General features: G+C 61.3%; 15 protein-coding genes and 2 pseudogenes. 12 read left to right on the top strand and 5 right to left on the bottom strand.

The features are described 5' to 3' along the window. Positions 1 to 68: 68 nt before the first annotated feature. The 6 genes and pseudogenes from B2D37_RS12980 (at position 69) to B2D37_RS12955 (ending at position 4,902) form a co-directional block, all read left to right on the top strand. Positions 69 to 751 (top strand): annotated as a pseudogene (locus B2D37_RS12980) (response regulator transcription factor). After that, positions 741 to 2,009, top strand: coding sequence for a HAMP domain-containing sensor histidine kinase (locus B2D37_RS12975; protein ID WP_079203079.1), 1,269 nt, complete (start codon positions 741 to 743; stop codon positions 2,007 to 2,009). Before B2D37_RS12980 ends, B2D37_RS12975 begins: the two are co-directional and overlap by 11 nt. 119 nt (positions 2,010 to 2,128) lie before the next feature. Further along, the gene (locus B2D37_RS12970; protein WP_079203078.1) at positions 2,129 to 2,818 is read left to right on the top strand and encodes a class I SAM-dependent methyltransferase; all 690 of its coding nucleotides are present in this window, start codon (positions 2,129 to 2,131) and stop codon (positions 2,816 to 2,818) included. A 1-nt stretch (position 2,819) separates the two neighbouring features. Next, positions 2,820 to 3,539 carry a lipopolysaccharide kinase InaA family protein gene (locus B2D37_RS12965; protein WP_079203077.1) on the top strand — a complete coding sequence of 240 codons (720 nt, stop codon included), beginning with the start codon at positions 2,820 to 2,822 and terminating at the stop codon, positions 3,537 to 3,539. Next, entirely contained in the window at positions 3,529 to 3,924 is a 396-nt protein-coding gene (locus B2D37_RS12960; protein WP_079203076.1) for a diacylglycerol kinase, read from the top strand. The genes B2D37_RS12965 and B2D37_RS12960 overlap by 11 nt, the downstream gene beginning before the upstream one ends. An 84-nt stretch (positions 3,925 to 4,008) precedes the next feature. After that, a complete protein-coding gene (locus B2D37_RS12955; protein WP_079203075.1) occupies positions 4,009 to 4,902 on the top strand; it encodes a pseudouridine synthase in 894 nt (297 codons plus the stop codon). Between the two features lie 219 nt (positions 4,903 to 5,121). Here the strand turns inward: B2D37_RS12955 and B2D37_RS12950 are convergent, their stop codons facing one another. The 4 genes from B2D37_RS12950 to B2D37_RS12930 all read right to left on the bottom strand — a co-directional run bounded on the left by B2D37_RS12950 (position 5,122) and on the right by B2D37_RS12930 (position 9,883). Then, entirely contained in the window at positions 5,122 to 5,703 is a 582-nt protein-coding gene (locus B2D37_RS12950; RefSeq protein WP_079203074.1) for a cob(I)yrinic acid a,c-diamide adenosyltransferase, read from the bottom strand. A gap of 2 nt (positions 5,704 to 5,705) precedes the next feature. Beyond that, positions 5,706 to 7,724 (bottom strand): HAMP domain-containing sensor histidine kinase, encoded by a 2,019-nt coding sequence (locus B2D37_RS12945; RefSeq protein ID WP_079203073.1) that lies wholly within the window; start codon positions 7,722 to 7,724, stop codon positions 5,706 to 5,708. 50 nt (positions 7,725 to 7,774) lie between these two features. After that, the gene (locus tag B2D37_RS12940) at positions 7,775 to 8,701 is read right to left on the bottom strand and encodes a putative 2-dehydropantoate 2-reductase (RefSeq protein ID WP_079203072.1); all 927 of its coding nucleotides are present in this window, start codon (positions 8,699 to 8,701) and stop codon (positions 7,775 to 7,777) included. Positions 8,702 to 8,917: 216 nt separating this feature from the next. Next, positions 8,918 to 9,883 carry a response regulator gene (locus tag B2D37_RS12930; protein WP_079203071.1) on the bottom strand — a complete coding sequence of 322 codons (966 nt, stop codon included), beginning with the start codon at positions 9,881 to 9,883 and terminating at the stop codon, positions 8,918 to 8,920. Positions 9,884 to 10,035: 152 nt separating this feature from the next. Here B2D37_RS12930 and B2D37_RS12925 point away from each other — a divergent pair, with 152 nt between their 5' ends. Beyond that, complete coding sequence (locus tag B2D37_RS12925) at positions 10,036 to 10,515, top strand: YajQ family cyclic di-GMP-binding protein (protein ID WP_079203070.1); 480 nt, start codon at positions 10,036 to 10,038, stop codon at positions 10,513 to 10,515. Between the two features lie 105 nt (positions 10,516 to 10,620). Further along, a complete protein-coding gene (locus B2D37_RS12920) occupies positions 10,621 to 11,448 on the top strand; it encodes a mechanosensitive ion channel family protein (protein ID WP_079203069.1) in 828 nt (275 codons plus the stop codon). A 148-nt stretch (positions 11,449 to 11,596) separates the two neighbouring features. Here B2D37_RS12920 and B2D37_RS12915 read toward each other — a convergent pair whose 3' ends face one another. Next, positions 11,597 to 12,355, bottom strand: coding sequence for an SDR family oxidoreductase (locus B2D37_RS12915; RefSeq protein WP_079203068.1), 759 nt, complete (start codon positions 12,353 to 12,355; stop codon positions 11,597 to 11,599). Between the two features lie 104 nt (positions 12,356 to 12,459). Here B2D37_RS12915 and B2D37_RS12910 point away from each other — a divergent pair, with 104 nt between their 5' ends. The 4 genes and pseudogenes from B2D37_RS12910 (at position 12,460) to groL (ending at position 16,042) form a co-directional block, all read left to right on the top strand. Continuing rightward, positions 12,460 to 13,206, top strand: coding sequence for a HugZ family protein (locus tag B2D37_RS12910; protein ID WP_079203067.1), 747 nt, complete (start codon positions 12,460 to 12,462; stop codon positions 13,204 to 13,206). A gap of 63 nt (positions 13,207 to 13,269) precedes the next feature. Continuing rightward, positions 13,270 to 13,734 carry an FxsA family protein gene (locus B2D37_RS12905; protein WP_079203066.1) on the top strand — a complete coding sequence of 155 codons (465 nt, stop codon included), beginning with the start codon at positions 13,270 to 13,272 and terminating at the stop codon, positions 13,732 to 13,734. Between the two features lie 311 nt (positions 13,735 to 14,045). Further along, positions 14,046 to 14,339 (top strand): co-chaperone GroES, encoded by a 294-nt coding sequence (locus B2D37_RS12900; protein WP_079203065.1) that lies wholly within the window; start codon positions 14,046 to 14,048, stop codon positions 14,337 to 14,339. Between the two features lie 60 nt (positions 14,340 to 14,399). Next, positions 14,400 to 16,042: pseudogene (groL, locus tag B2D37_RS12895) on the top strand (chaperonin GroEL). The last annotated feature ends 403 nt before the right edge of the window (positions 16,043 to 16,445 follow it).

The raw sequence follows: 16,445 nt of genomic DNA, 5'->3' as shown, positions 1-16,445 counted from the left end.
GAGATCAATGTAGAAACCGCGTGAAAAAAACATCAAATCGTTGCGGCACGCTTGAGGATTGAACGGACATGCGCATTCTTGTGGTGGAAGACAACCGGGATATTCTGGCCAATATCCTCGATTACCTGACCCTGAAGGGTTACAGCGTCGACTGCGCGCAGGATGGCCTGAGTGGGCTGCATCTTGCGGCCACCGAACACTACGACTTGATCGTGTTGGATATCATGCTGCCGGGCATCGATGGTTATCAGTTGTGCAAACGCCTGCGTGAGGATGCCCGGCGTGATACGCCGATCATCATGCTGACCGCGCGCGATGCCCTCGACGACCGCCTGCATGGCTTGAGTGCGGGGCCGACGATTACCTGCTCAAGCCGTTCGCCCTGTCCGAACTGGTGGCGCGCATCGAAGCGATCCTGCGCCGCAGTCAGGGTAATCGTAAGCGCCAGCTGCAAGTCGGCGAGCTGGTCTATGACCTCGATACCCTGCATGTCAGTCGCGCCGGTCAGCCGTTGAAACTCAATCCCCTGGGCCTGAAGCTGCTGGCCGTGTTGATGCAGCGCAGCCCGGCGGTGGTGCGTCGCGAGGCCCTCGAAGAGGCCCTGTGGGGCGACAATTGCCCGGACAGCGACAGCCTGCGCAGCCATATCCATCAGCTGCGCCAAGTGCTCGATAAACCCTTCGCCACACCCTTGCTGCACACTATTCACGGTATCGGTTATCGCCTGGCGGAGTCCGCCAATGGGGTCTAAACAGCCGTTGCTGAGGCGCATCGTGATCGCTTTCGTGCTGATGACGCTGGTGGTCAGTGGCGTGTTTTCGTTGAGCATCGTGGCGATTGTGCACTTCGTCGAAGAGCACCTGGTGTCCCAGGAACTTGATCGTGAGCTGAGCATCGTCCTCGATGAGGAGATACGGCGTGGCGAAAGGCCACGGCTGGATTCCAGCACACGTTTTTTCGCCTCGCATCTGCCGGAGTACCAGGTGCCGCCGCAGTTCGCCGAGGCGGGCGACGGGTTTTCCGAGGTGATCGAGGGCGACCAGGCGTTTTATCTGTTCAAACGCAGCAAAAACGATCGGACTTTCATGTTGGTGCAGGAGCAGCACGAGTTCGAGGCACGCGAACAGGTGCTGTTCAATGTGGTACTGGCTGGCTTTCTGCTCAGCCTGCTGGTCGCCTGGGGCCTTGGCTGGCTGTTGGCGCGGCGGGTGATGGCGCCGGTGATCCGCCTGGCCAACCAGGTGCGCCATCGCGATCAGTTGCTCGAGTTGGCCCCGGCCCTGGCGCCGGAATACCCGGACGATGAAGTCGGTCACTTGGCGGCGGCCTTCGACAGTACGCTCGGCCAGTTGCGTCATTCTCTGGAGCGTGAGCGATTGTTCACCAGTGATGTCAGCCATGAGCTGCGTACGCCATTGATGATCATCGCCAGCTCCTGTGAATTGCTTGCAGAGCTACCTAATCAGGATGCGCGCCAGCTTGAACAGGTACAGCGCATCGGTCGTGCGAGCGAGGAAATGCGTGACCTGGTGCAGACCTTTCTGATCCTCGCACGGGCCAGGCCTCAGGAGTCGAGCCAGGGTGGCAGCGCGACCCTGGCCGACGTTGCCGATGAGCAGAGCAAGCGCTGGGCGCCACTGATGCACGAGAAGGGCCTGCAGTTCCAGTTGATCACCCAGGGTCAGGATGAGGCGCAGTACAACCTGACGTTCCTGCGCACGGTGATCTCCAATCTGCTGCGCAATGCCTTGCATTACACCGAGCAGGGCACGGTGCGCTTGATCCTCGAGAACGGCAGCTTTCGCGTGGAGGACAGCGGCGTTGGCATCCCCCTGAATCAGCAGGAACAGATGTTCCAACCTTTTGTGCGCGGTGCTCAGGCGCGTGGCGAAGGCCTGGGTCTGGGCTTGTCCTTGGTCAGGCGGATCTGCACGCACCAGGGTTGGACGGCGCAGGTGCGCGACCTGCCTCCACAGGGCAGTGTGTTCGAGGTTAGCTTGCGCCGCTGATGGCACTGCCGCACGGCGTGCTGCCGTCGATTCACGTTTTTTTCACACCCTTTTGACGGCTACATGATGCGCTAGTAGTTAATTTGGCAACCATGGATTCCTCAGAGGAGCAGGTTGTCATGTCTAGCGCTAAACCCGTCGAGTTGGACTTCTCGCGCAAGTACGACCGCGAGCATGCCCGCCAGTACTTGGCAAAGCATCAGGATGGCCTGTCCCGCCGATTGTCCCATTGGCGCGACGAGCAACTGGCCCGACATGCCCTGAAGTTGGCGGGCGAGCCGAATCTGCTGCTCGATTTACCGTGCGGCGCCGGTCGATTTTGGCCGCTGCTGGCCAAGCGGCCGAACCGGGTGATTCTCGCAGCTGACAACTCAGCGGACATGCTGGCGATTGCCATGAACGGGCAACCGGCAGATGTGGTGGCACGGGTAAAGCCCTTTCAGACCTCGGCCTTCGCCATCGATCTGGGTGATAACGCGGTCGACAGTATTTTCTGCATGCGCCTGCTGCATCACATCGCAGACCCCGAACATCGCCTGGCCATGCTGCGCGAGATGCGCCGGGTGACCCGCGACACCCTGATCGTCTCGCTGTGGGTCGACGGCAACTACAAGTCCTGGAAACGTCGGCGCCTTGAGGCTCGACGGGCAGTAAAGGGCGGGGCAACGAATAACCAGAACCGCTTCGTCATCGCCAGGTCGACCATCGAGGCGGAGTTCAAACAGGTCGGTTTCGATATCCTCGGCCACCAGGATTTTCTCCCGGGCTATGCCATGTGGCGGGTCTATGTGCTGCGCAAGGGCAATTGAGATGAGTAGCCTGATTGCGCTAGCCAAGACCGAGCCGCTGCCCAGCACCTTCGAGCGTTGGTGGCAGGCTCGGGGTGAGTGGGTCGAGGCGCCTAATCAGCGCCGTGGCGGTGAAAGTGGCGTGCAGCGGTTACATAGCAAAACAGGGCCGTTATTTTACCTGAAACGCCAGACCGGACACCTGTATCGCTCCTGGCTGCACCCCTTTGGCCGGCCCACGGTGTTGCGTGAGCTGCATGCAATGCGGGCGCTGCAACGGCTTGGCATCCGCGTGCCAACGCTGGTCTATGGTGCGGCGCAGCAACAAGCCGGCCAGTGGCGGGCGCTGTTGGTGACCGAGGCCCTCGAAGGTTTTATCAGTCTGGAACAGTGGTATGCCAGCGCAGCGCAGCAGCGCGACACACCACTCAATCGGTGCATGCTGGAACAACTGGCAGCGATGCTGAGCTGCCTGCACCGGGCCGGCTGGCAGCATGGCTGCCTGTATCCCAAGCACATCTTCATCAAGTCTCACGCTACCGTCGACGGCGGTGGGGTCGAAGTGGCGCTGCTCGACCTGGAGAAAAGTCGTCGTCGGTTGTTCAGTCGCTCGGCTTCGCGGCGCGACATGGGGCAACTTTTTCGCCATCGTGACGGTATGCCGGCTGCCGATTGGCACGTGTTGCTCGAGGCCTACAATCGTTCAATGGCTACCGTGGGGGCTGTTTCCCATGAGGTCTGAAGTCGCTGTCACTGTGCGCGATGGCAGTGCGCTGAAGGGGCAAACCGGCTGGCGGCGTATCGTGCATGCCTTCGGCTATTCCCGGGCAGGCCTGTTGGCCGCGTTCAGGGGCGAGGCGGCGTTCCGTCAGTTGCTGCTGCTCAATGCCGTGCTGTTACCCCTGGCGTTCTACCTGGATGTTGGCAAGGTCGAGCGTGCGCTGTTGCTCAGCGTATGTTTGCTGGCGCTGATCGTCGAGCTGCTCAACTCGGCGATCGAGGCCACGGTGGACCGTATCTCCCTGGAATTGCACCCCCTGTCGAAACAGGCCAAGGACCTGGGCAGCGCCGCGCAATTGGTGACCATGACCCTGATCGCCCTGGTCTGGGCGGTGATACTGCTGTAACCGCCCTGGCCTTTGACGCCAGGCGAGTGGCTGCGGCTTAATGGGCGCTGGTTACCTTTGCCGTTGTCCGCCGAGCCCCGTCATATGTCCGTATCCGCCCGTTCCCCCTCCAACATGCGTCCCAGCACCCTGCATCTGCCCCAAGGCGACTGGCCGACGGTGCTCGACTGCCTGTGTGCGCATTTTCCGGCGATCAACCGCGAGGTATGGCTGCAGCGCATGGCGCGTGGGCGGGTGCTGGATGCCGAGGGTGCGCCGATCGGCCCGACGCATGTATATCGAGTTGGTCTGCGCGTGCATTACTTTCGCGAGGTGGCAGCGGAGACGCCGATTCCCTTCGTCGAGACCGTGCTGTATGTCGACGAGCACCTGCTGGTGGCCGACAAGCCGCATTTCCTCCCGGTGATGCCGGCCGGCGAGTATGTCGAGCAGACGTTGCAGGCGCGCCTGGCCAAGCGTTTGGGCAATGCCGATCTGGTGCCGCTGCACCGCATCGATCGGCATACTGCCGGGCTGGTGCTGTTTTCCTGCAACCGGCAGAGCCGTGGCCAGTACCAGGCGTTGTTCCGTGAGCGGCAGATCGACAAGCGCTACGAAGCCCTTGCGCCGGCGCTGCCGGAGTTGGATTTTCCCCTGCGGCGGGCCACGCGACTGGCCGCCGGTGAGCCGTTTTTCCGCATGCAGGAAGTCGCCGGCATGGCGAATACCGAGACCCGCATCGAAGTGGCGCAGCAGTTGGGCGAGCACTGGCTCTACGGGCTCTATCCGGTGACGGGGAAAAAGCACCAGCTGCGGGTGCATATGGCCGCCTTGGGTGCGCCCATCGTCAACGATCCCTTCTACCCCGAAATCAGCGAAGGGCCCGATGCGCCTGACGACTACAGCCGGCCGCTCAAGCTGCTGGCCCAGGGCCTGGCCTTCATCGACCCACTGAGTGGCGAGCAACGCCGCTTCGCGAGCCGGCTGAGTCTGCTCTGAGCGAGATGCCGGGCGGATGACGCCTCGTTCATTCACCGCCGCGATGGGTGGATGGATAAAGCCTCATCCACCCTACGAATTGCGGAGTGCTCGATATCACCGGGCGGTCCGGGCGGCGTTCCGTCTGAGCGTCGCGTCAGCCCGCCGAGCGAGCCCAGGTGCACTGCCTGCGGCGAGTGGCACCTTAGGCTGTCGCAAACCGTGCTCATGCACAGATGATCACGCCGGTTGCTTCGGCGCCGCCTGCCAGAGCACTTCAGCGATGTGCTGGCGCTTGGCGATCAGGCGGGCGGCGACGAACAGCAGGTCAGAGAGGCGGTTGACATAAGCCAGGCCGACGCCGCGCAACGGCTCCAGCGCATTCAGCTGTTGGCAGCGGCGTTCGGCGCCACGTGCCAGGCTGCGGCAGACGTGCGCCTGAGCGACCAGGCGCGAACCGCCCGGCAGGATGAAGTTCTCCAGCGGGCCGAGCTCTTCGTTCCAGCGATCGATGGCGGCTTCCAGACGTTCGACTTCGACTTGTTGCAGGGCCTGGTACTCGGGCATCGCCAGTTCGCCGCCGAGGTCGAACAGGCGGTGCTGGCAGGGCGCGAGCACCGCGCTGACTTCGCTCAAGCCCGGCCACGTCGCCTGGTGTTCGGCGAGGTCGGCCAATAGCAGACCGAGCTGGCTGTTGAGCGTATCCACCTCGCCCATGGCCTCTACCCGCGGGTGATCCTTGGCCACTCGGCGGCCGTCGGCCAGCCCGGTTTCGCCAGCATCGCCGGTGCGTGTGTAAATCTTCGACAGTCGATAACCCATGTTCAATGACCTGTGTGGGGGATGGCGGCAACCAGGGGTAGGCGCAGCGTGAAGCAGGTGCCCTGGTCTGCCTTGGATTGCACTTCCATCTGTCCTTTGTGGTTGTTGGTGATGATGAAGTAGGACACCGACAGGCCCAGTCCGGTGCCCTGGCCGACTTCCTTGGTGGTGAAGAAGGGCTCGAAGATGCGCTTGCGCACCAATTCAGGCATGCCGAGGCCGTTGTCTTCCACCTGGATCTCTGCCCAGGGCGGTGCCAGCCGGGTACGCAAGGTGATCTGTCCGGGCGTGCTGCAGTCTTCGCGTTGGTGAATCGCCTGGGCGGCGTTTTTCAGCAGATTGAGCAGCACCTGTTCCAGTTCGTTGGTGGTGCCGGGCACCGGACCCAGTGTCGGATCGAACTCGCGGCGAATGAGCAGGCTTTTGAAGTCGAAGCTTTCGGTCAGGTCGAAGTCGTTGCCGGCGATGTCCAGTGCCTGGTCGATCAGGGCGGGCAGCTCGCAGGGCGCCAGTTGGCGGTTGCTGCGGCGACTGAAACTGAGCATGTGGCTGACGATTTTCGCCGCGCGCATGCCGGCCTTCTGGATGTCATCGAGCAGGCGCGGGATTTCCCGAGCCTGCAGGTAGCCGTCGATGTTTTGCAGGCTGATACCGATGCGCTCGGCCTGCTCGCGGTTCTTCTCCAGCTCCGGCGACAGGCGCCGGCGAATATTCTGCACGTTATGCAGGATGGCGCCGAGCGGGTTGTTGATCTCGTGGGCCATGCCGGCAGCCAGGCCGCCGACCGAGAGCATTTTCTCCGACTGCACCATCATCTCTTCCATGCTCAGGCGCTGGCTGATGTCGTCGACTCGGATCACCACGCCGCGGCCACTGCCGCCCATCAGCGGGTAAAAGGTCAGGGCGTAGTGATGCGGTTCTTCGTCTTTGCTCCAGGTCACGCGCTCGATTTTCTCCACCTTGTGTTGCTCGACGGTGCGTTTGAGCAGCGGCAGAAAGGGTTTCAGCGGAGGGAAGGCGAGGAACACCGGCTGGTTCAGCGCTTCTGCCAGGTGCGTGCCGGAGAGGGCGCTGGCTTCCTGATTCCATTGGGTGACGTAGAGTTGCTCGTCGAGGGCGATCAAGGCCGAGGGCATGGAGTCGATGATGCTGTTGAGGTAATTCTGGAAGCCGGTGAGCTTTTTCTCGATCTTGCTGCGCACCTGCACTTCCAGCTCCAGTTTGCGGTTGGAATGGCGGGTTTCTTCGGCCAGCTTATGCGCCTGATCGAATGCGGCCTGGGCATCGTCGCGGGCGCGCTCGAGTTCTCGTTCGCGCGCCTCGATGCGCACCAACATGGTGTTGAAGGCGTCGGCCAGGCTGCCGATTTCGTCCTGATTGCCGCGCCTGGCCCGCAGGGAATAGTTCTCCTCGCGGGTGACTTGGCGCGACAGTTCTTCCAGTCGGCGGATCGGCTTGGTCACCAGGCGGCGGATCTGCCGCGCCACGGTAAACCACAGCAGGATGCTGACGAACAGGATTGCCCCGCTGGCGGTCAGGGTGCCGGTATAGAAAGCGCCAGGCAGTTCGCTGGACGCGACTAGCAGCAAGTAGCCGTGGCGGGCGCCAAGCTGCGGCAGTTCGACCAGCAGGTTGGTGCGAAATTCGCTGTGACGCCAGCTGTCCAGTTGTTCGACGCGCTGTGGCAAGTCCAGGGACTCTCCACGGTGCAGTTGCGCCAGGCTTACGCCATTGCTGTCGTAGATTACCGCGGCGCGCAGTGGCGGGTAGTCATCCAGGCGTTGCAGCAGAGCTTGGGCCGCGCTCGCCGAGCGCAGCGCCTCCTGACCTAGGGTGGGACTGGCGATCAGTTGGCCGAGGGTGTGCAAGGCCTGCGGTGCGACGCTCTGCTGGGAAATCCAGTAGGCCGCGCTGATGAACGCCAGGTTGGCCATCAGCAACACGGCGGCCAGCAATACCAGGAGTGCGGCGAGCAGTTTGCGGCCGACGGGCAGATTTTCGAGGCGCTGGCGCAATAGCATGGGCGGGCAAGTCGCAGTGGCGAGGAAGTGTAAGCAGGGTAACGCGCGACTTAATGGCTGGGCAATCCATGTGCGTCGAGGTACTGCAACAGACGCTCATGCAGTGCCGCGAGGTGCGGCAAGACCAGGTGCTGGCGCTGCGCCGTGGCACAGGCATGGCCAAGCAGGTAGGCAATTTCGGTGCGCCGGCCCTGGGCGACATCTTGGTGCATCGAGGAGTAGTTCGCCGCGGTAGCCTGGATCACCCGTTGCACGTCGGCATGCAGGTCCAGCGCCGCGGCGGGCTGGCCACAGGTTTGCAGCAGTAGACCGAGCTCCGCGCAGAGCGTGGCGACCTCAGCCCGGTGTTCACTCAGGCCGCCGTTGCGGCAAGCGTAGAGCACGGTCAGCGGGTTGATGGCGCAGTTCAGTGCCAGCTTGCGCCATAGCCGGCTGAGAATATCCGGGCTCCACAGGTGGGGGATGCCACTGCGCTCGAGCTCACCCAGCCAACCCGGTGGGCTGCCGTCGAGCGGGTCACCAAGCCAGGTGTGGCCATGACCGGCGAATACCACACGCCATTCTCCTTCAGGCGCGGCGCGATCGCGAAAGGCGCCTTCGGTGCTTGCGGCGAGAATACAGCGCGCATTGGCTACCCGGGCAGCCACGGCATCCTGGCTGCCCAGGCCGTTTTGCAGAAGAACCAGCTCGGCGCCAGGCGCCAGGCGCGGTGCGAGACTGGCAATGGCGCTTTCGGCGTCGTAGGCCTTGCACGCCAGCAGCAGGCGTTGGATAGGCGCCGGGTCGTCGGCGGTCTGCCCCGGCACGGGGTAGTGTCGGGCCTGTCCCTGCTCGACCAGGGTCAGGCCGCCAGCGCGCTGATAAGCATCGAGCCGAGCCGAGTCGCGCAGGATCAACTGCACCGGCACGCCGGCACGCGCCAGGCGTGCGGCCCAGAGGCAGCCCAGGCTGCCGGCGCCGAGTACATGCCAGCTCATTGTCGGCACCGCCTGGCAAACCGTTGGAAAACTACCTGCGTTGGCAATACTGCGTTAAAAACGGCCTCACAAAAGCGCAGCGTTGAACGCGCTTTAGCGCGGCCCCGAAGGCGGTGAGCGAAGCGAATCAAATGCTCATTTACAGCACGTAAACTGCGCTTTTTCGGCCGTTTTTGCCTTGTCTTGCCTGCCTCGCCTACGTTTTTCAACGGATTGCTAGGTCGCATGCGGCAGGCGCATGGCGGCGACCCGGCCGCTGGCATAGGACTCCGGCAGCAGTTTAGTCGCATGCGCAATCAGGTCTTCCGGGCCGATAGGCAAGGCTTTGGCGTCGAGGCCGACCAGGCAGATCCCTGCCTTGAGACTGACGAAGCCTTCGCTGGTCTTGAACGCCTTGAGGTTGATCCCTTCGTGCAGGCGCTTGAAGCTGCTCGGCGAGCACTCGTGCAGGTTTTCGAGCAGGGTAATCAGGGCGAAATGGTCGTCGTCCAGACGCACCAGTACGTCCAGCGGGCGCACCAGTTGCTGCAGGCGGCGGGCGACGCCATGCAGCAGCTCGGTGTAGAAACCGCTGCCATGACGCTGGCGCAGTTCGCTGGCCTCCTGCAGGCCGATCAACAGGTAACACAGCGCGCCACCGCGCGACTCGATCTGGCGCAGGCTGTCGAGCAGCTTCTGCCGCAGGTAGCGTGCGTTGCCCAGGCCGGTAAGCGTATCGACCTGGTTGCGCTGTTCCATACTGGCGATGTTTTCCGTCAGCAGGCGGTTTTCCTGCAGCAGGCGGTGCAGGGTGTTGCACAGGCGGTCGGCGGCATAGACCCGTGGCACCAGTTGTTCATTCATCTGCGCCTTGTTGATGAAATCGTCGACCCCGCGGTCAAAGGCTTCGCCCAGCACGTTTTCGCCTTCCTTGCCGGTCAGCAACATGACGTAGGTGTAGTGATCGGTCATTTCATCCAGCTGACGAACCCGGCCGGTCAGTTCCAATCCGTCCATTTCCGGCATCAACCAGTCCGCCAGAAGCACGCTGGCCGGTCGCAGTTCGAGCTGCCTGATGGCTTCCGCGGCGCTGTTGGCAAAACGTACATCCTGGTAGCCGGCCTGGCTCAGGGCGCGGCCGATCATGGCGCTGGAGAACTTGGCGTCGTCCACCACCAGAATGCTGAGATGGGGGTTGGGCATGGGCAGGCTCGTAGGGAAAGTCACATGGGCCCGGTACATCGCCGGGCAGTGTTTGTCGCTATGGCTATATAATGGCCGGGTTTTTCAACCATCAACAAGCCACGCGTGCCCCGTCCGTGATCTGGGTCGCGCCGTCTATCAGGAGGAATACCATGCCCTCGTTCGACGTGGTGTCCGAATTGGACAAACACGAAGTTACCAATGCTATCGACAACGCCCTCAAGGAACTTGAGCGCCGTTATGACCTGCGCGGTAAAGGCAGCTTCGAGCTCAAAGACCTGACCGTCAACCTGACCGCCGATGCGGATTTCCAGCTGGAGCAGATGGTCGAGATTCTCAAGCTCTGCCTGATAAAGCGCAAGATCGATGTGCAATGTATGGAGTTCAAGGACGCCTATCCCTCGGGTAAGAGCGTCAAGCAGGAGATGACCCTGCGCGAAGGCATCGACAAGGAACTGGCGAAGAAAATCGTTGCCCACATCAAGGACTGCAAACTCAAGGTGCAGGCTGCCATCCAGGGTGAGCAGGTGCGGATTACCGGCAAGAAACGCGATGACCTGCAGGACGCGATTGCCGCCCTGCGCGCCAAGGATTTCGGAATGCCGTTGCAATTCAATAACTTCCGCGATTGATGCGGCAAGCCTGTCGGGCCTGGGTGGCGCGGCAGCAGTTATCGTAAAGCGACCGCCATGGCTTGCCATGGCGGTCGCGTTTTAAGTGTCGAAAAGGAGCGTCAAATGGAGATGAATGTCGAGCAACTGGTGAAGATGTCCGAGTCATGGCTGCCGGCGGTACTGCAATACAGCGGCCAGCTGACCTTGGCGGTCATCACGCTGCTGGTCGGTTGGTGGTTCATCAACACGCTGACCCATAAAGTCAGTGGTGTACTGGAACGCCGCAATGTCGACCGCGCCCTGCACAGCTTTATTAGCAGCCTGGCGAGCATGATTCTCAAGGTGCTGTTGCTGGTCAGCGTCGCCTCGATGATCGGTGTGGAAACCACTTCCTTCATCGCGGTGATCGCTGCCGCAGGCCTGGCCATCGGCTTGGCCCTGCAAGGCAGTTTGGCGAATTTCGCCGGTGGCGTGTTGATCATATTCTTCCGGCCGTTCCGCGCCGGCGACTGGATCGAAGGGCAGGGCGTATCGGGCAGCGTCGACAGCATCCATATCTTTCACACCACCCTGAAAACCGCCGATAACAAGGTGGTGATCGTGCCCAACGGCAGTTTGTCGAATGGCAATATCACCAACTATTCGCGCGAACCCAAGCGTCGCGCCGACATCAATCTGGGCATCGACTACTCCAGCGACATCAAGAAGGCCCGTGATGTGCTGCTGAAGATCGCCGAGGACCCGCGCATTCATCTCGACCCGGCTCCGGTGGTGTTCGTCACCGGCCTGGGGGACAGCGCGGTCAATTTGTCACTGCGCGTCTGGGTGGCCACGCCGGATTTCTGGCCGGTGACCTTCGCGTTTACCGAGTTGGCCAAGGAACGCTTGACCGAAGCCGGCATCGGTATTCCGTTCCCGCAGCGAGTGGTGCATCTGGTTCAGCCCAGCTGAGCCAGCGCAGTTAAAAATCGCACGTTGCGCTTATGAAAATGCCGCGTTCCCTTCGACAGGAACGCGGCATTTTTCTGCGCTTGGGCCCGCCCGGATTACCCCGCGTTCTGCGGTTTTGTTCGGGCTGCAGGCCGAGCGATTACTGAAATTACATACGCAGGCCGCCGTCCAGTTCGAGGATACGGCCGGTGTAGTAGTCGTTTTCCAGGATGTAAGCCACCGAGTGGGCGATCTCAGCCGGCTTACCCATGCGTCGCAGGGGGATGCCAGAGGTCATTTTCTCCAGGGCTTCCGGTTTCATGCTCAGGGTCATCTCGGTCTCGATGAAGCCCGGTGCCACGCCGGCCACACGAATGCCGTAACGTGCCAATTCCTTGGCCCAAACCACGGTGTCGGCGGCGACGCCGGCCTTGGCCGCGGAGTAGTTGGCCTGGCCCATGTTGCCGGCACGGGAGATGGAGGAGATATTGACGATCGCGCCCTGCTGCTTCAGCTCGATCATCTTCGCCGCCACTTCACGGGTGCAGAGGAAGACGCCGGTCAGGTTGACGTCGATCACCGACTGCCACTGGGCCAGGCTCATCTTGGTCATTTCGCCGTCCTTGACCTTGATGGTCAGGCCGTCACGCAGGATGCCGGCGTTGTTGACCAGGCCATTGATCGCCCCGAAATCTTCGGCGACCTGGGCGACCATGTGCGTTACCTGCTCTTCGTTGGCCACGTTGCACAGGTAGGCGCGTGCTTCTGCGCCGAGGGCCTTGCAGGCGGCTACGGTTTCGTCGAGCTTTTCCTGGTTGAGATCGACCAGTGCCAGTTTCACGCCTTTGTCCGCCAGGTATTCGCCCATGGCGCGGCCCAGACCCTGGCAGCCGCCAGTGATGATGATGACTTTGTCTTTGAGTTGCATCGCGTATCCCCTCAATGTGTGTCGTGTAGCCCCGCTGGCGCGCTGTAACAGCTATTCTAGGGCGCCTGTCCGTTAGTGACGGATTCTTTGCAAGGAGTCATAAGGTGAGCGTGAAAGCCGCTAAGCATGCCCGAGAACTGCTGCTCAAGGAATACCGAGGGGTACTCTCGACTCATTCGAAGGCCATGCCGGGCTTTCCTTTTGGATCAGTGGTGCCCTACTGCCTGGACGCTCAGGGCTGGCCGCTGATCCTGATCAGCCGTATCGCCCAGCACACCCATAACCTCAAGCAGGACGCCAAGTGCTCGCTGTTTGTTGGCGAGCGTGGCGCCGAGGATGTGCAGGCGGTCGGTCGCCTCACGCTACTCGCCCAAACACGACAATTGTGTGACCAGGCCGCAGTCGAAGCGGCCGCTCGGCGTTATTACCGCTATTTTCCCGAATCGCAGAATTATCACCACGCCCATGATTTCGATTTCTGGGTGCTGGAGCCGGTACGCTGGCGCTACATCGGCGGTTTCGGCGCGATTCACTGGCTGGACCACGTGGCGCTGGCCAACCCGTTCGCGGCGGTAGTCGGTGTAGGTGAAAGCGAGCAGGGCATGCTGGAACACATGAACAGTGACCATGCCAGTGCCATCGGCCATTATGTCGCGCTGGCCGGTTTGCCGGCCCATGTGCCGGCCGAACTGGTGGGTATCGACAGTGAGGGGTTCCACCTGCGCATCGGTCAGGGCTTGTATTGGCTGGCCTTTTCCACACCCTGTAACACTCCGACTGAAGTGCGCCAGGCCTTTGTTCAGCTGGCTCGTGCAGAGATTTGGCCGACCGGTGGCGCTGTTTCAGCTTGAATTAAGCGCAATATCCCATACTTCACTCTTACTGGAAGCCGTTCTTCCGCTAAGGAATTCTTGATGCGTGTTTTTCTGTTTTTGTTCTTATTGTTCCCGTTCGTCGAGCTGGCGCTGCTGATCCAGGTCGGCAGCGCCATTGGCGTGCTGCCGACTTTGTTGCTGGTCATCGGCACGGCGATCCTCGGCAGCATTCTGCTGCGCGTTGCCGGTGTGGCCGCCGCCTGGCGCGCGCGCGAGAAACTGGCGCGCGGCGAGTTGCCCGAGCAGGAAATGCTCGAAGGCCTGCTGATTGCGGTTGGCGGCGGCCTGTTGCTGTTGCCGGGTTTCATCAGCGACATCTTCGGTGTGGTGTGCCTGATCCCCTTCACCCGCCGCTTGCTGGTTAATAAAATCCGCCTGCGGGCAGCCGAGCAGGCCATGCGCCAGCGGGCCTTTGCCGATGATCTGGCGGCGCGCTCCGGACAGGCCCGTCCGGGTGCGACCCGGCCGAATGTGCTGGAAGGTGAGTTCAAGCGCCACGACTGATGCCTGTGTGCAAGCCTCGGCGGCACGGCAAGGGTGGGCTGGCCAGTCCCCTTGCGTGGCGTTTTGTGTTCGCCGGGCTGGCGTCAATACGCCGATGCCGCGGTTCCTCGATAGCAAAAAAAATCAACGCTGACCCTTGAAATCCCCTTGCACGCCCTTATGTAGCGGTCACCGCAAGGTTTTCTGCTGGTTTCGGCAGAACAGACTTCCGCGTTGTACTTAGGTGCAGCGCAACCGGCCCCGCCGGACTTTGCCAACCCGCTGGCGTGAACGCCAGCTGATGTAAACAACCTATTTGGGAGAGATCGACAATGAAGCTTCGTCCTTTGCATGACCGCGTCGTGATCCGTCGCAGCGAAGAAGAAACCAAAACCGCAGGCGGCATCGTGCTGCCGGGTTCCGCTGCCGAGAAGCCGAACCAGGGCGAAATCGTCGCCGTAGGCACCGGTCGCGTGCTGGACAACGGCGAAGTACGCCCGCTGGCCGTGAAGGTTGGTGACAAAGTGGTGTTTGGTCCTTACTCCGGCAGCAACGCCATCAAGGTTGACGGCGAAGAGCTGTTGGTCATGAGCGAGAGCGAAATCCTGGCCGTTGTCGAAGCCTGATTTCCATCTCCAGCACAGCGTACTGCGCTCCACCAAAACGAATTTTGAGGAATATCCATCATGGCTGCTAAAGAAGTTAAGTTCGGCGACTCCGCCCGCAAGAAAATGCTCGCCGGTGTAAACGTGCTGGCTGATGCCGTTAAAGCGACCCTCGGGCCAAAGGGCCGTAACGTGATCATCGAGAAGAGCTTCGGCGCTCCGACCATCACCAAGGACGGCGTTTCCGTTGCCAAAGAAATCGAGCTGAAAGATCGCTTCGAAAACATGGGCGCCCAGCTGGTCAAAGACGTGGCTTCGCGTGCCAACGATGACGCTGGCGACGGCACCACCACTGCCACCGTCCTGGCTCAGTCGATCGTCAACGAAGGCCTGAAAGCCGTCGCTGCCGGCATGAACCCGATGGACCTGAAGCGCGGCATCGACAAGGCGACCATCGCCATCGTCAAAGAAATCAAGGCTCTGTCCAAGCCGTGCTCCGACACCAAGGCGATTGCCCAGGTCGGTACCATCTCCGCCAACTCCGACTCCTCCATCGGCGACATCATTGCCGAAGCCATGGGTAAAGTCGGTAAAGAAGGTGTGATCACCGTTGAAGAAGGCACGGGCCTGGAAAACGAGCTGTCGGTTGTAGAAGGCATGCAGTTCGACCGTGGCTACCTGTCGCCGTACTTCATCAACAAGCCGGACACCATGGTCGCCGAGCTCGACACTCCGTTGATCCTGTTGGTCGACAAGAAGATCTCCAATATCCGCGAAATGCTGCCAGTACTGGAAGCCGTAGCTAAGGCTGGCCGTCCGCTGCTGATCGTCGCCGAAGACGTTGAAGGCGAAGCCCTGGCGACTCTGGTCGTGAACAACATGCGCGGTATCGTCAAGGTCGCTGCCGTCAAGGCACCGGGCTTCGGCGATCGTCGCAAGGCCATGCTGCAGGACATCGCCATCCTCACCGGCGGTACCGTCATTTCCGAAGAAGTTGGTCTGAGCCTGGAAAGCGCCACCCTGGAGCACCTGGGTAACGCCAAGCGGGTCATCCTCAACAAGGAAAACACCACCATCATCGACGGTGCTGGCGTGCAAACCGACATCCAGGCGCGCGTCGCCCAGATCCGCAAGCAGGTCGAAGACACTTCGTCTGACTACGACAAAGAGAAGCTGCAAGAGCGTCTGGCCAAACTGGCCGGCGGTGTTGCCGTAATCAAGGTCGGCGCTGGTTCCGAAGTCGAAATGAAAGAGAAGAAAGCCCGCGTTGAAGACGCCCTGCACGCCACCCGTGCAGCCGTTGAAGAAGGCGTTGTACCTGGCGGCGGTGTAGCCCTGGTACGTGCCCTGCAGGCTATCAGCGAACTGAAAGGCGAGAATGCCGATCAGGACGTCGGTATCGCTCTGCTGCGTCGCGCTGTCGAAGCGCCGCTGCGTCAGATCGTTGCCAACTCCGGTGACGAGCCGAGCGTTGTGGTCGACAAGGTCAAGCAAGGTTCGGGTAACTACGGTTACAACGCAGCGACCGGCGAGTACGGCGACATGATCGAAATGGGCATCCTCGACCCGGCTAAAGTGACCCGTTCGGCGTTGCAGGCAGCCTCTTCGATTGCCAGCCTGATGATCACTACCGAAGCGATGATCGCTGAGATTGTCGACGACAAGCAATCCGGCGGCGGCATGCCGGACATGGCGGCATGGGTGGTATGGGCGGCATGATGTAAGCCAGCCTGCTCCCCAGCAGTCCTTGAAAAACCCGCGCCTCGGCGCGGGTTTTTTATTGGGCGCAGATAAAGCCAGGTCATGCTTGTCCTGGCTGAATTGGCGATGGTTTTACGGGTCGATGATATCCAGTGATGTACTGTGGGTAGGCACGGATAGCTGCATGAGCGTTAACGGGCAGCAGACTGACCCGGCGCTACATGGTTGTATGGTGTGGAAATTGCTGCAAGTTTCACTCTTGTGGCCACTGGCAAGGCGCTGCTCGCTGCGGCCATGCAGTCGGGGCCGTTCAGGCTTGCTGCATGAATGCGTAGAGATGGTGATGGGTTACCCACGGGTTCTTTGTTACGGATGGTGACTGCCCGGACTCTTGCTCACGTTCGCGAAGGTAGCGGTTTGATTTAC

The organism is Pseudomonas sp. CC6-YY-74, assembly GCF_002025205.1.
GTDB classification, from domain to species: domain Bacteria; phylum Pseudomonadota; class Gammaproteobacteria; order Pseudomonadales; family Pseudomonadaceae; genus Aquipseudomonas; species Aquipseudomonas paeninsulae.
The sequence above is the reverse complement of the archived record's forward strand: the minus strand, read 5'-3'. Positions and strand labels throughout refer to the sequence as shown.